Here is a 13,823-nt window from a genome sequence, read left to right on the forward strand (position 1 = left end):
GGGGCGAGTTATAAACCGTGGGCGAATACCTCATGAAGTGGAATTGGCAGCAGCCGGACTGGCCTGATTTTCGCTGGAACAGCGAAGCCCTGGCCGTGCACGAGGCGCGCTTCCTGCAGCAATCCGGGATCATGATCGGCGTGGTGAAGCACCTCGGAGATGAGGACCGTACCAGCGTCGTGCTCGATGTCATGACCGACGAAGCGATGAAGACCTCGCAGATCGAAGGCGAGCTGCTCAATCGCGATAGCGTCCAGTCTTCGCTGCGCCGCGAGTTCGGTCTCGAAACCGAAGCCCGCCGGATTCCGCCCGCCGAACGCGGGATCGCGGAGATGATGATGGCGCTCTACCGGGACTTCGCCGCTCCGCTGACCGAAGAGGTCTTGGGCGACTGGCATCGCCTGGTCCTGAGCGGCCGCAGCGACATCGACGTCGTTGGCCGTTACCGCGAGCACGAAGATGCGATGCAGGTCGTCTCGGGTGCCTTGCACAAACCTACTGTCCATTTCGAGGCGCCGCCGTCGCGCGAAATGGCGGCGGAAATGGCGCGGTTCCTCGAATGGTTTGCCGCCACCGGCCCGGGCGGCGCTACTCCGCTACCCGGCTTGACCCGGTCTGGCCTCGCGCACCTCTACTTCGTGACCATTCACCCATTCGAAGACGGCAATGGCCGCATCGGGCGCGCAATTGCGGAAAAAGCGCTGTCGCAGGCAATCGGGCAACCAAGCCTGATTGCGCTGTCGCAGACCATCCAGCGGGGACGCTCGGCCTATTACGACGCGCTCGAAGCGGCGAACAAGGCCAACGAGATCTCCGACTGGCTGGCCTATTGGGCCGAGACGGTCCTCGATGCGCAGACCCACAGCCTGGCCTTGATCGACTTCCTGCTGGAGAAGACTCGGTTCCACGACCGGTACCGCGGGAAGCTCAACCCGCGGCAGGAGAAAGTCATCGCGCGCATGTTCCGTGAGGGGCTCGGCGGGTTCAAGGGCGGGCTCAGCGCGGCCAACTACATTTCGATCACGGATACGTCACGGGCCACGGCGACCCGCGATCTTCAGGAACTGGTCGCTCTCGGGGCAATGGGTCAGACGGGAACGCTCAGGTCCACGCGCTATCACCTGATCCTCGGGGCAGCTGGAGAACCCAATCCCGCTCCGTCTATTAGCTAGGCGATCAATCTGGCCAAAACGGCCTCGGCATTGTCACCCGGCACGAACACGCGGGTCTTGTAGGCGATGATCTCGGTGAAGCAGCCAAGGGCCTTGAGTTCGGGGATGCGGGCCGCCTCGGCGCCGACGATCTCGATCCGCCGCGCACCATTCACCCGGGAAGTGCGCACAGTGAAGTTCAGCGGATGCGGTGCTTTCCAGGTACCGCCGCCAAGAATGGCTTGGGCGATTTTGGCCGGATCGGTCTGCGCCTTGCGCGAGACGCCAAGCTTTTCGAGCGTTGCATCGACGTAGAGGTCATGGACGTGCCGGCCGAGCCAGGACGCGCCGGATTTATCGACGATGCGGTTGACCGTGAGGTCCTCTTTGGGGAGCGCGCCCCAGATCGGCAGCAGCAGGCCAGTCGCGAGGAACACGGTTTCGGTGACGAGCTGGTTCTCGTCCGCGGCGTATTCCGCTTCCCACAGCGCGCTGAACGCGGCCTTGGACACCGGCTCCCAGGCGGTCTCGTCGAGCCTGCCCGCGAGGATGTATTCGCTGCGCAGCGGCCGCACGAGCTCGAAGCGGCGAATCAGTTCGCCCTCCTCGTCCATGTGCGAGGGCGCAGGGATCGCGAGCGCGACCTTGCCCGACTTGCCGTTACGCAGGAACAGCGGCTTGTCCTCGTAGCTGGCCATTTTCAGGACGCGCTCGAGCGTGAGCAGCTTGCGCCGCTGGGTCAGCGACAGTTCGAGGAGGTGCGAGGTCGCCCCGGTCACCGGATCGGTGCGGATCACCGTGTCCGAGAGCACCTCGCAGGTCTCAGCCGAGACGGTCTCGACGCCGATGTCGAAGGTGCCCGCCTCCTTGGCGGCAGAGACCCGGGTTTCGACAAGGGTGAGGAACTCCTCGAACACCGCGTTCTGCACCGCGATCTTCATGGCCAGGATGCGGTTGAGCCAACGCTGGATCGGCGGCAGGTCCTCGCGCAGCACCCCATCCTGATCAGTGAGCTCAAGCCCGCTCATCGTCTGGAACTGGCCCAGCGTCGTGCTCTTGAGCTTGCCGGTGGCGAGGAGCCCATACCAGTCGTGCAGGGCGTGCTTGGCGTAAGCGCTCTCGAGGTTGTCGGAAGCATCGAACATCCCCTGCCCGCCGGTTTGGCGCTGCCCGCGGGTCAAGGCTCCAAGCGCATCGAGCCGCCTTGCGATCGTGCTGGTGAACCGGGCCTCGCCTTTGCAGTCGGTGGTCACGGGGCGGAACAGCGGTGGACAGGCCTGATGCGTCCGGTGCGTGCGCCCCAGTCCCTGGATCGCGCGATCGGCGCGCCAGCCCGGTTCGAGCAGGAAATGCACGCGGCGCTGCTGGTTCTTCGCATCGAGGCTCGCGTGGTAGCTGCGACCCGTCCCACCGGCATCGGAGAACACCAAAACGCGTTTGGTGCCGGTCATGAATGCTGTCGTCTCGGCAAGGTTGGTGCGCGGTGAGCGGCTTTCGAAGCGTTGCTGACCGCTGCCATCGCGGACCAGGCGCTTCGACCGCCCGGTCACTTCAGCCACGGCGCTGACCCCGTAGTGATCGAGTAGCGCATCAAGGGCGGTCGGGATCGGCGGCATGGCGCAGATATGCTCGATCAACTGCTCGCGCGCGGCCTCGGCCTGTGGGTTGTGGACCGGGTTGCCCGCCTCGTCCCACATCGGGCGCGAGCGGACATCGCCGAGCTCATCGACGTATTCCTCCATCTGCCGGGTAGGAAAGGCGCGGGTGAGGTAGTCGACAATTGCCTCACGGGGCGACAGGTCCAAGTCGAGCGCCTCGCGCTCCTCGGGATCGAGCTCGTTGAGCCGCCGATTGAGGATCGATTCTGCGGTGCTGACCAGTTGGACGACCACGCTTTCGTCTTGCGCCAGATGCTCGTCGATCGCCGGGAAGATCGAAGGCAGCTTCAGCGAGAGCAGAACCTGCGCGAAGAAGCGCTGCTTGGTCCCCTCGAACCGGCTGCGCGCGGCAGCTTTCGCGCCACTGTTGAGCGTTCGGTTTTCAAGGCCGTCGACCACGCCGGTGAGTTCCAGCGCCACCTCGAGGTTCTGGTGGATGATGGTCCAGGCCTCGCAATAGGTGTCGTAGATCGCGATCTGGTCGTGACTGAGGTCATGACGGAGGATGTCGTACTCGATCCCGGCGAAGCTGAGCGCGCGGGCGAGATAGAGTCCCGAGGCCTTGAGATCGCGCGCCACCAGTTCCATCGCGGCAATGCCGCCGTCGCGGATCTCGGAGATGAACTGCTCGCGGTTGGCGAAGGCCGTGCCCGGCCCCCACAGGCCGAGCCGGACCGCATAGGCGAGATTGTTGACGTCCGAGGCACCGGTGGCCGAGGCGTAAAGCACCCGGGCCCGCGGCAGGGTGTTCTGCAACAGCACCCCGGCTATCCCCTGGAGCGAGCCCTGTTTTTGCCCGAGAGCACCCTCCCCGCCGGCAACGCCGCCCATTTCATGCGCCTCGTCGAACACGATCACGCCTTCGAACGCGGGACCGGCCCAGCGCACGATCTGGTCGAGCCTGGTGTCCTCGACCCGCGATGAGCGAAGGGTACCATAGGGTACGAACAATATGCCCTCAGGCGCGGCGATCTCCTCGCCGATCTTCCAGCGTGCAAGGTCGATGATGTCGGACGGCAGCCCGCCGATTGCCGTCCAGTCGCGCTGTGCATCTTCGAGTAGAGGCGCGTTCTTCGAAATCCAGATGTGGCGGCGGTTACCCTTGAGCCACTGGTTGAGGATGCAGGCCGCCGCCTGCCTCCCCTTCCCCGCCCCGGTCCCGTCACCGAGGAAGAAGCCGGTGCGGTAGAGCTGGCCGTCGGGGTCTTCCTTCAGCGCCACCTCGCGGTCTGGATGCGTGAACCGGCCGTGGAGATCGCGGCTCCAGGCCTCGCCCGCGTAGATCACGGTCTCAAGCTGGGCGGCGGACAGCAGCCGCGCGGTCACCGTCCGTTCGGGCAGGCACGGCACGTAGCCGGGCTTGGGCGCCGCGATTGACGCCATGGCAGCGGATTCAACGAGGTGGGTCGGATGCTCGCCCGCTTCCGGGATCACCACGCGCGAAGGGCGATAATCGGCGTAGACTCCGCGCTGTTCGCCCATGGCTGCCGCGTCCTCGAGCACCTGGTAGGCGACCGGCCGAACTTCGTTGGTTTGCGGCGCCCGCACGATCACTGGCCGAGCCGGGCCGCTCTTTACCGATCGGAACATGCTCAGTTTGGGTCGGGTGACTGCAAGCGGGCTGGTCTCGCGCAGCGCAGCGCGTGGTGGAATGGGTCCAATCGCCGCAAACAGTTCGCTGACAGACGCTCGGTTGATCGTTGAGACTGAAGTGTCACCCGGAACCTTGTCGATCACGAGCATCCGTACCGCGATGCCGGTGCCGTGTTTGGCATAGCCGCCCTTGTCGAGGCGCAGCGACATGACGACCCGCGCGCCCTCCAGGGTCCGGCGATAGACCTCCCCGCCACGCGCGGTGTCAGCGAACCAGTCCGGCATGATCGCCACGACCCGGCCGCCGGGCAACAGGTGATCGAGTGCAGCACGCAGGTGCCGTGCCGCGGTATTCTGATCCTCGCCCCGCGACTGCGACACCGAGAATGGCGGGTTCATCACGATCACGCTCGGCCGAGCGGTGCCGGAGAGCAGCGCGGCAATCTTCGCGCCCTCGTGGCGATAGACCTGAGCGCCCGGGAACAGGCCTTCGAGCAGTTCGGCGCGGGTCGGCTCAAGTTCGTTGAGCAGGCACTGCTTCACCGCGCCCTTCGCCAGCGCAGCGATGACCCCGGTGCCGGCGCTCGGTTCGAGGAAGACATCCTCAGGCCCAATACGCGCGAGATGAACGGCGAGGCAGGCCAGCGCTGGCGGGGTGGAGAATTGCTGGAAGGCGATCTGGTCTTCGCTGCGCACCGTGTGAGTGGGTAGTTCCCGAGCCAGAGCCTCGAGCGTCCGAACCGCAGCCTCAGCGTCCATTCGGCCGACCAGTTCGGGGATTGCCATGGCAAGCGCCACCTCAAGCGCCTCGAAACTCTCGCGCTGGGTCCAGGCTCCTGCGGCATCGTTGCCGCCCGCGCTTTCGGTCATGGCCTGGGTGAGCGCGGCCCGATCGATGGGGATGGCGAGCAGAAGCTTGGCGGCAAGCGTGCGCGCAGCACCGAGGATGGCACTGCTGCGAGAGATCGTAGCGGTCATGAAGGTCTCCGGGAGATATGTGAGGTCTGCTGCCGACCAGCGGCACATCCCTCAAAGCCCCCCTCCCCTCATCGGTTCAGGAGCTGCGCCCAGTCATTCATGCGCCCCGGTGGCCACTCGGTGTCGATCGCCATGCCCGGCCGGGCCAATGCTTTGCGCGCACGGGCTTCGGCGCGGCGTCCTTCGGGATCGTTGTCGGCAAGCAGGATCACCCGCTCGACGCTGGCCGGGATTTCGACCTGGTCGAAACGCTTCGCGCCCATTGTGGCCCATGCCTGGATGCCGGTGAGCGAAGTGTATGCTGCGGCAGTCTCGAACCCTTCGCACAGGCCAATCGTCTTGCCCGGCGGACCGTTGGTCCAGACAGCGCCAATGGCCTGCCCGAGCACCAGCTTGTCGGTGTATTGGCCGGTCGTCGGATCGAGGAATATCCGCTGGATTGCAACGATCTCGCCCGCCTTGCGCATCGCGACGAGCAAGGCCGGCTCAAACTGGACGAGCCTCCCCTGCCCTCTTGGACAGTCGGGATGATAGCGCAGGTCCTCAAGCGGTGCCCAAAGGTTGCGGACGACGCGGATATAGCGCTCGGCCAGGGTGCCTTCGATCGGACGACCTGCCTGCCAGATGGCGAGATGGGCGGATGTCGCCCGAGTCAGCCGACCTGCCTGCTCAGCCGGTCCAACACTCGGCAGGTTCGAAATCCTGCGCAATGCACGGAGAACATCGGTAGCGTCACATCCGGCATGGCAGGTCACGAGGATGTCGCGATCACCTTGCCTGATCGCCAGTGACGGGGTTCGGTCTGCATGGGACGGGCAACGGCACATCGCGGTGTTACCTGACCACTTGCCACCCAGACGAGCAACGAGGGCGCGGAGATCTGATGTAGGGTGATTGCTGACGAGGGGCATGACTGCCCAGCTCAGCCCTACTCCCCTCCCCCGTAGCGTGACTTGTGCGCCCTGCTTACCGAATGGGCGGCCCATGTGCCGCACACGAATCGGTATCTGTTTCTCAAAAAATCAATTTACAGACGCCGCTGCTTGCAGCGGAAGCATTCATGATTCTAGAGATTCAGATTCAGCAGGCTAAAAGTGGCGTAAATCCATACGGTTACAGCCACAAAGCTGACCGGATGGGGGAGTTTCCCTGACCTCATGGGGGCTACAGCCTGACCCAACGGGGGCACTTACCTGACCCATTGGGGTCTTCCTGACTCCTTGGGGGTCTCATCCGATCGAGCGTCCCCTGCCCTCCCATAGCTAACTTCTGAATCGCGAACCGGTCGAAATCAAGGCCAGTTTCCTATTTTCACCCAGGGTACACCGACTCGCCTGTTTTCGCGGCTTCCCGTTGCAACGGGCGGCAATTCTATCCTGACCGCTTGGGGGATGCGGCCACGTCACTATCCTGACCTGACTTGACGAAAGAGGTCAGGTCAGGCAGCAATCCAGTCCCGAGAATCACGTTCTGATCGAAATATGGCATGGAAAGTGAAGTTGGCCAAATAGCCGAAGCTGTTGAAGAGGACCTGGAGGAAGTAACTCCCGGCCGTGCCATGCGCGTTGCGGCAGCTCTGAAGGCGAAGGGCGGAGACGAATTCGCCAAGCCTGGCAGCATCATCGAAATTAAGTTCGTCAAAGGTGAATCGCTCAGTCTCACGGCGTCTCGGCTGCTGGCTTTGATGATCCTAACTGCTGGAGGAGATGCTTGGGAGGATCGGCCACACAGGATCCGCAAAGCAGACATTCGCCGCGGCCATAAGGGCAATGAGCGGATCACCGACATGCTTCAGGAGTTGCACCGAACGCTCTTTGCCGTTGATGACAAATCCTGGCGTGGGAAGAAGGCAACGCTGCTGTTTTCATTGATCTCCCGGTCGCGTGAGGAGACAGAGGAAGAGGGCGGCGAAGCAGGCTGGATCGAGTGGGAGTTCACGCCAGATGCGCGCAAACTGATTCAAGCCTCCGAAACCTATGCCGTTCTCAACCGTCAGGCCGTTCTGGGTTTCCGCTCGAATTACGCGCTCAAGTTGTACGAACTAGGGGCGCTTCGGTTGCATCGTCGTCAGGCCACATGGCGAGGTGATATGCAGGCGCTCCGAGCTGCCCTTGGTATCCCGCCCGATGTCTACACGGACTTTGCCCAGCTTCGCCGCAAAGTTCTCGAAAAGGCTAAGTCTGAGATCGATCAGTTGGCTCACTTCCGTGTCGAGTGGCGTGAGATCCGGCAGGGCAGAACCGTTACTGAGCTTGAGTTCCGGTTTGAGCCAAAGGGTGCGCCCGAGGTAATCGAGACAGTCGACGAACTGGATAGACATTCAGCTGGCCGTCAAGCGCGCCGGGAAGGGACAGTTGAAAACGTTTCCGTGGGGCAGGGGGCTATACCGGCACCGCGTAAGGCAGTCGCTGGCCGCAAGCCGCCAGAAGCCGGCTTTCCGCGAGGGTCGCTGCGCTATGGCGATGACGAGGCCGAGTTTCGTTCGATCGGCCGACAGTATGGCGGCGGTTGGGATGTGGATATGATCGCCGATGGTTTTCGCGGGCACATGGGCGAGCGATTGGAAAAGCTCCGTGGGGCGAAGTTGATCGCAGCGTGGAAGGGGTTTTGCGAGGGCTGGGTCAATCGTCGCGGCCGGCCTCAATGAGTGGAAATTGCACGCGTGCAATTTCAGCATCCCCCACCGAGTCAGGTTGGGCCGAGCTAGGGGTATTTTGACCCCGTTTTGATGCTCCAACTTTCGAAATTTGTGAATTTCTTGACCCAAAAGCGCAAGTGAGTGTAGCACACGCTCAGTTGCGAAAGGTGGGCATGTGTCGAACGGACTTCAAATCGAGGAAGCGGAGCGCCTGGTGTCGGTGGCAACGCTGGCCAGTCGGACCTCGTCGGTGCTCGAGAAGCTGCGGGATTCGGCCAGAAGCGCCCGGTCGGATGACCGCCGTGAGCCCACTTTCACGATCGGCAAAGCTGCCGAACTCGTGGGTAGGACCCCAGCTGCGATACGCGATGCGGAGAAGGACGGTCGGCTTCCTGAGCCTGCGAGAACTGATAACAACAGGCGTGAGCGATACACGCTGGCGCAGCTCAACGATATGCGGGGCGTCTTCGGAACGAGGCCTTACCGAGCTGAGAGCGACCCGTGCTGCGTCGTAGCGGTCCAGAACTTCAAGGGCGGCGTTGGCAAGTCGACGGTGGCTGTCCATTTGGCGCAGTATCTTGCCATTAGAGGATACCGCGTGGCTTTGGTCGACTGCGATAGCCAGGCATCGGCAACAACGCTTTTTGGCTACGTCCCCGATCTCGATCTCAACGAGGATGACACCCTCTACCCGTTCCTTCGCGAAGGCGAACGATCGTCCCTCGATTATGCACTCCGCAAGACCCATTTCGATGGTTTGGAATTGATCCCGGCAAACCTTCGCCTGTTCAACTCCGAGTACGAGCTCGCTGCCCGAATGGCCCAAGGCAATGCGTCACTTCTTGACCGGTTGAAGGAGGGCATTGCGAGCATCTCTGATCGTTTTGACGTTATCGTGATGGATCCTCCGCCGGCGCTCGGCGCGATCTCGCTCTCTGTGCTGCGCGCGGCGAACTCGCTGGTGGTGCCGGTGCCGCCAACCGTCATGGATTTTTCGTCGACTGCAGCGTTCCTGTCCATGTTGGATGAGACGATCGAGCAGCTTGCTGACCGCGGGCTTGCGCCGGAGCTCAATTTTCTTCGCTTCGTTGCGTCGAAGGTCGACGAAAATAAGTCGATGCAGAAAGAGCTGATACAGCTCATGCGGACGCTGTTCGGCCACACAATGGTCCGTACGCCCCTGAAGGACTCCGCCGAGATCGATAATGCAACTGCGCGTTTGATGACGGTCTATGAGCTTGATGGACCCGCCACCAGTTCAGCTGTGCGCAATCGGTGCCTGAACTATCTTGATGGCGTCAACGCTGAGATCGAGGTCGATATTCGTTCGATGTGGCCCAGTCATCACAAGCGTTTACGCCAGGAGGCCTTGGCATGAAAACCGGAAATTGCACGTGTGCAATTTGGGGTGAGAAGCTCGCATTCTTGGAAAATTGCACGCGTGCAATTCGGCTGACGGGAGGGTCGCATGAGTAAGAAAAACAGCGGTTTTGCGGCCGATTTGGCGGCCGGGATTGACCTGACGGACGCAGGCACAGCGCCTCGTCGATCGAGCATTGCATCGAACGTTCTAACCGGTCGTTCAAACCGTCTTGCCGACCTGGCATCCGGGGCAATTGTCAATCGGACCCATGAGTTGGTGGATCCTGCCAGATGCCGAATGTGGGCAGGCCATAACCGCGATTATGCCTTGCTGAACGAAGAACGGTGTTCGGATCTCATTGAGAGCATCAAGGCGCAAGGGCGGCAGGAAATCCCCGCAATTGTGCGCCGCCTTTCCGGTGATGAGGACTTTGATTTTGAGGTTATCTGCGGCGCGCGGCGACATTGGTCGATTAGCTGGCTGAGGTCTCACAATTACCCTGACTTCAAGTTCCTGGTCGACGTCCGAGAGATCGGCGACGAAGAGGCATTCAGGCTCGCCGACATCGAAAACCGGGCCAGGGATGATCTTACGGATCTTGAGCGGGCGAGGGACTATCTGCGCGCACTGACAGCGTACTATGATGGCCGTCAGAGGACGATGGCCGAGCGGCTGAAAGTCTCCGAAAGCTGGCTCACGCGATATCTAGATCTCGCTCGCCTTCCCGACGAACTGACCCGGGCTTTTGGCGACCCGCAAGAACTCGGCATTCGCAACGCCATCGCTCTCAAGGCCCTTCTGAAACCAGACGAGCGCAAGGAACGCGCCTTCCAAGAGGCTGCACGCCTGGCCGACGAGCGTGAGGCAACCGGAAAGTCGATGCCCGTCATTGATGTGATCAAGGCACTGTCACTGGCTGTTGACCCCCCCAAGAAGTCAGGATCCCCCAAAAAGTCAGGAAAGGCCGAAACGGTCGCGAACGCGAGCGGTAAGCCGGTGCTTCGGATTGAAGGCGCGGATCGCAAGGGCATTCGCCTCACTCTCCTGAGCAAGGGCGGAGCGACGCGCCAAGAGGCGGAAGAAGCAGTGCGCACGGTTTTGGACCAGTACTGGACCTGAAGACTCATGCCTTCACGCGGGAGACCGCAACAAATCGCCTGCGTGAATCAGTCCGACTCCTGTGATTCAAAATTCCCGTTGGATCACGAGAATCCGCTTGCGGCATTTATGCACGCATGGACACCCCGACCCACGGCAGCTTCATCTGGCTCGAAGCCGTCTGTGCTGAGCGCAATGTCGCCCGGCGCTATACCGTCGCGCTGAGCCGCGACCTGTTCGGGGCCTCGATCGTCGAGTTCGCCTGGGGCCGGATCGGGACCCGGGGGCAGGGGAGGGCGGTCTCGTTTGCCAGCGAAGACGAAGCTTCGCGCTTTGCCGCCCAATTGCTGCGCCGTAGGGCCAGCGCGCCCAAGCGCATTGGTGTGCCCTACCGTGAGGTTGTGCTTGCCCCGTAGGGCGGCTCAGGAGGCCCGGGGAGCCGTTTTGGGGGCCAGGGCATGGTCTCCCGGGCGCAAGGCGGCCAAATCGGCCTTCTGGAGCGCTGTGGCGGCCTGAGAGGCGGTACGACGGGTCACGCCGAGCGCCCGGGCCAGTTCAGCGCGGGTGAGGGGCCCCAGACCCGCAATCAGCTGCCACATCGCCGGCGCCTGCGACGAGGCATAGAGACCGGCCAGGCGTTCGTTCCCTTGCGTGAGCGCAGCGCGCACGGCAGCTAGGTCGGTTGCCACATCCGCGGCGGCCGAACTGATCGCTTGGCCCAGCAGCGCGGGGAGGGGGCTTTCGGGTTCGGCGCGGAACAGGCTGCGCGGGGCGAGTCCGGCCAAAGCGAGCGGAGCTGCGCCGAGGCTGAACAGGTGCGGGCGCATCGCCGCTGCGAGCGACGCAGCCCAGGCGCTCCCGCGCGCGGAGAAGCGCTGGAACACCTTGCCTTCGATCACGACTTCCTCGCTGCCGAGCTCGAGAAACTCGATCTCGTCTTCGCGCAGTTGCTCGAGCCATTCGCTGAGCGTTGCCACCGGGTCGCGCGTCGGCAGCAGTGCATCGAGCCGATCGAGCGCCCGATCGGCCGCTTCGAACACGCTGGCGAAGCTTTCGGTGACGCCTTTGGCGGCAAGGGCGAGCCGGGCGGCCCGGGCGAGGGGAGGGGGGCCGCGCCGGCCAATCCACGACAGGAAATCGCGGCGCTCGGCAGTGTACCATGAGCGGGTCAGCTCGGCCGCCTCGAGCCCAGGATTGTGCTCAGGACCTTGGTTTTCCTGAGGAAAATCGCGGACGTGGACGCGCCACAGCCGCCGCAATGAGGCCAGCGCCAACCCCTCGGCAACTTGCGCGCCCAGAAACGGCAGCGCCCCCTCGATCCGCGCGAGGGCCAGTTGCCACGGGGGAGGGGTCAGCACCATGGGGACCAATAATATAGGAAACGCTTAAAAAGTATACTCAGCTTTGAGGGTTGTTTTGGCCCTCTGTCACTGTCCGATAACGGCCCTTCGCGGGCGGTGCTTTCGGACCAATTTCCGGTGCGATTTTAGGGCTTCCTGCCCTCAAACGGCGCAGAACTGCGTGATTCATGAGCGCTAGCCACGATCGCCAAATGATTATATCTAACGGGGGCAACCGTTCTATTGCCCCCATTATTTGGAATGTGACAAATGGCCCTGATCGGCTACGCCCGGGTTTCCACCGACGAGCAGGACACTGCTGCCCAGCACGATGCATTGCTGGGGCAGGGTTGCGTGTTGATTTTCGAAGACAAAGCGAGCGGGGCGAGCAAGGAACGACCGAACCTTGCCCGTGCGCTGGAACGGGTGGGATCTGGCGATACTCTTTTGGTTGTTCGCATCGACCGTTTGGCGCGCTCGCTGTCGCATCTGCTCGAGATCGTCGAGACGTTGCGGGCGAAGGGTGCCTACTTTCGCTCGATCAACGATCCGATCGACACATCGAGCGCGCAAGGCATGCTGATGACGCAGATGCTTGGCGCATTTGCAGAGTTCGAGCGGGCGCTTATTCGCGAACGAACCAGGGCCGGTATCAAGGCGGCCGTAGCGAGGGGGGCGAAGCCCGGTAATCCCAAGATGCGCGTGCGTGATCCTGACGCCATCAGGGAAATCCGAGCGAGTCACAAAGAACGCCATCTCAACGAATTGCTCGACGGTCGTCATCGATGGTTGCCAACCGTCCAGCGCCTGCGGCCCCACCTCCCGTGGAGCCTCGTGTTGCGACAAATTCGTGCCCTGTCTCCTCCGGTGCGATCATTCAGCGAACGCACGCTGGTGAAGGCTTGTCGCAGCCTGGTCCATGCGGGCTATGCTGATCCGGTGATCCTTCAAGCGGCACCGCGGTTGCCGCCGGATAGCCGCGTTGCGCGCTTGGTGGCCGACCGCTTGAAAACTCAACCGCAAAGTTCGCTGCGCGAAATCGCCGCCTGGCTGTCGCGTGACCTGCGCGAGCCGACGCCACGTGGCGGTCTCGCATGGTCGCCCGAAGGCGTTAGCCGTGTTGTGGAGCAGGCACGTGGATTGAACCTGCTGGAGCGCGGGTAGGGTCTCTGAGCCGCCCTTCGACGGGCAACCAGAGACCTTGTAATATCCTCCCTGGGGGGATATGCGGCGTCATGCTCGATCTGACCAATCTTCTCGCCCAGGGCGGTGCCCACGCTTGGCTGTTCATTCCCAGCGCCATCCTGCTGGGCGCGCTGCATGGCCTGGAGCCGGGCCATTCCAAGACCATGATGGCGGCCTTCATTATCGCGGTGAAGGGAACCATACGACAAGCCATCCTGCTTGGCCCAGTCGGCCCGAAGCTGCGATTTTGGCCATGTTGAAGAACAAAGATTGAACATGGCGATCTACCAGGCTCGCTCTTGTCCTCCAATCTCGTAAACATCGGTCTCGATCGAGCACCTGTAGCTCTCTGCGATGTTGAACATCTCTGTCTGGAGAGATGCGATCTCATCATCGAGGCTGACGCCATCGGCACCCTGATCATAGGCGACGGTCAGCGTGTAATCGCAGTTCCCGGTCTTTTGCATCTGGTAATCCCGCTCCAGCATCGCCTCAATGCGCTCGCGAGCGGGCTTTCTGCCACGACCATGCTTGTTGAAGTTCTCGATGGTCAGATGCAGGGCGATGGTGACAGAAGGCGGCTTTTCCGGCAGCCCGATCCTTGAAGGAATGACGTCAAGCGCCCGATAGACGGTCATTCTTGAGATCTTGAGGTCGCGCGCGACGCTGGCCTTGCTCGCGCCGGCGGTGATCCGGCGTCGGATTTCATCGTCATCGATGTTTTTCTTCCGGCCTTTGTAGACGCCTTCGGCGCGCGCCGCCTCGATCCCGGCGCGCTGCCGGTCCTTGATGAACGTCAGTTCCATGTCCGCGACCATG

11 protein-coding genes are annotated in these 13,823 nt (G+C 62.5%); 7 read left to right on the forward strand and 4 right to left on the reverse strand.

The window, feature by feature from the left end; all coding sequences use genetic code 11:
- Nucleotides 1-32: 32 nt before the first annotated feature.
- The gene (locus POM99_RS20395) at nt 33-1,172 is read left to right on the forward strand and encodes a Fic family protein (RefSeq protein WP_277280542.1); all 1,140 of its coding nucleotides are present in this window, start codon (nt 33-35) and stop codon (nt 1,170-1,172) included.
- On the opposite strand, the gene POM99_RS20400 is transcribed toward POM99_RS20395, so the two are convergent.
- Nucleotides 1,169-5,380: a strawberry notch family protein gene (locus tag POM99_RS20400; RefSeq protein WP_277280533.1), complete on the reverse strand. Its 4,212-nt coding sequence runs from the start codon at nt 5,378-5,380 to the stop codon at nt 1,169-1,171. The genes POM99_RS20395 and POM99_RS20400 overlap by 4 nt on opposite strands.
- Nucleotides 5,381-5,448: 68 nt before the next feature.
- Entirely contained in the window at nt 5,449-6,090 is a 642-nt protein-coding gene (locus POM99_RS20405) for a DUF7146 domain-containing protein (protein ID WP_277280534.1), read from the reverse strand.
- A gap of 848 nt (nt 6,091-6,938) precedes the next feature.
- On the opposite strand from POM99_RS20405, the gene POM99_RS20410 reads away from it, so the two are divergent.
- The 4 genes from POM99_RS20410 (at nt 6,939) to POM99_RS20425 (ending at nt 10,895) form a co-directional block, all read left to right on the forward strand.
- Nucleotides 6,939-8,027, forward strand: coding sequence for a replication initiation protein (locus POM99_RS20410; RefSeq protein WP_438823039.1), 1,089 nt, complete (start codon nt 6,939-6,941; stop codon nt 8,025-8,027).
- 166 nt (nt 8,028-8,193) lie between these two features.
- Nucleotides 8,194-9,396 carry an AAA family ATPase gene (locus POM99_RS20415; protein WP_277280536.1) on the forward strand — a complete coding sequence of 401 codons (1,203 nt, stop codon included), beginning with the start codon at nt 8,194-8,196 and terminating at the stop codon, nt 9,394-9,396.
- Between the two features lie 90 nt (nt 9,397-9,486).
- A complete protein-coding gene (locus POM99_RS20420) occupies nt 9,487-10,500 on the forward strand; it encodes a ParB/RepB/Spo0J family partition protein (RefSeq protein WP_277280537.1) in 1,014 nt (337 codons plus the stop codon).
- A gap of 116 nt (nt 10,501-10,616) precedes the next feature.
- On the forward strand, nt 10,617-10,895 hold the full coding sequence (locus POM99_RS20425; protein ID WP_277280538.1) for a WGR domain-containing protein: 279 nt from the start codon (nt 10,617-10,619) through the stop codon (nt 10,893-10,895).
- A 6-nt stretch (nt 10,896-10,901) separates the two neighbouring features.
- Here the strand turns inward: POM99_RS20425 and POM99_RS20430 are convergent, their stop codons facing one another.
- The gene (locus POM99_RS20430) at nt 10,902-11,840 is read right to left on the reverse strand and encodes a helix-turn-helix domain-containing protein (protein ID WP_277280539.1); all 939 of its coding nucleotides are present in this window, start codon (nt 11,838-11,840) and stop codon (nt 10,902-10,904) included.
- Between the two features lie 249 nt (nt 11,841-12,089).
- Here POM99_RS20430 and POM99_RS20435 point away from each other — a divergent pair, with 249 nt between their 5' ends.
- Complete coding sequence (locus POM99_RS20435; RefSeq protein WP_277280540.1) at nt 12,090-12,983, forward strand: recombinase family protein; 894 nt, start codon at nt 12,090-12,092, stop codon at nt 12,981-12,983.
- Nucleotides 12,984-13,054: 71 nt separating this feature from the next.
- Nucleotides 13,055-13,264 (forward strand): HoxN/HupN/NixA family nickel/cobalt transporter, encoded by a 210-nt coding sequence (locus tag POM99_RS20440; RefSeq protein WP_277280541.1) that lies wholly within the window; start codon nt 13,055-13,057, stop codon nt 13,262-13,264.
- Nucleotides 13,265-13,288: 24 nt separating this feature from the next.
- Here the strand turns inward: POM99_RS20440 and POM99_RS20445 are convergent.
- On the reverse strand, nt 13,289-13,823 hold a 535-nt coding region (locus tag POM99_RS20445), incomplete at its 5' end, for a helix-turn-helix domain-containing protein (RefSeq protein ID WP_011607927.1).

It is taken from the genome of Novosphingobium cyanobacteriorum, assembly GCF_029436685.1.
Taxonomy (GTDB): Bacteria; Pseudomonadota; Alphaproteobacteria; order Sphingomonadales; family Sphingomonadaceae; genus Novosphingobium; species Novosphingobium cyanobacteriorum.

What these genes read in the sequence shown, in the direction of transcription:
- POM99_RS20395 (WP_277280542.1), top strand. Translation starts at nt 33, where the DNA reads ATGAAGTGGAATTGGCAGCAGCCGGACTGGCCTGATTTTCGCTGGAAC.
- POM99_RS20400 (WP_277280533.1), bottom strand. Translation starts at nt 5,380, where the DNA reads ATGACCGCTACGATCTCTCGCAGCAGTGCCATCCTCGGTGCTGCGCGC.
- POM99_RS20410 (WP_438823039.1), top strand. Translation starts at nt 6,939, where the DNA reads ATGCGCGTTGCGGCAGCTCTGAAGGCGAAGGGCGGAGACGAATTCGCC.
- POM99_RS20420 (WP_277280537.1), top strand. Translation starts at nt 9,487, where the DNA reads ATGAGTAAGAAAAACAGCGGTTTTGCGGCCGATTTGGCGGCCGGGATT.
- POM99_RS20425 (WP_277280538.1), top strand. Translation starts at nt 10,617, where the DNA reads ATGGACACCCCGACCCACGGCAGCTTCATCTGGCTCGAAGCCGTCTGT.
- POM99_RS20430 (WP_277280539.1), bottom strand. Translation starts at nt 11,840, where the DNA reads ATGGTGCTGACCCCTCCCCCGTGGCAACTGGCCCTCGCGCGGATCGAG.
- POM99_RS20435 (WP_277280540.1), top strand. Translation starts at nt 12,090, where the DNA reads ATGGCCCTGATCGGCTACGCCCGGGTTTCCACCGACGAGCAGGACACT.
- POM99_RS20440 (WP_277280541.1), top strand. Translation starts at nt 13,055, where the DNA reads ATGCTCGATCTGACCAATCTTCTCGCCCAGGGCGGTGCCCACGCTTGG.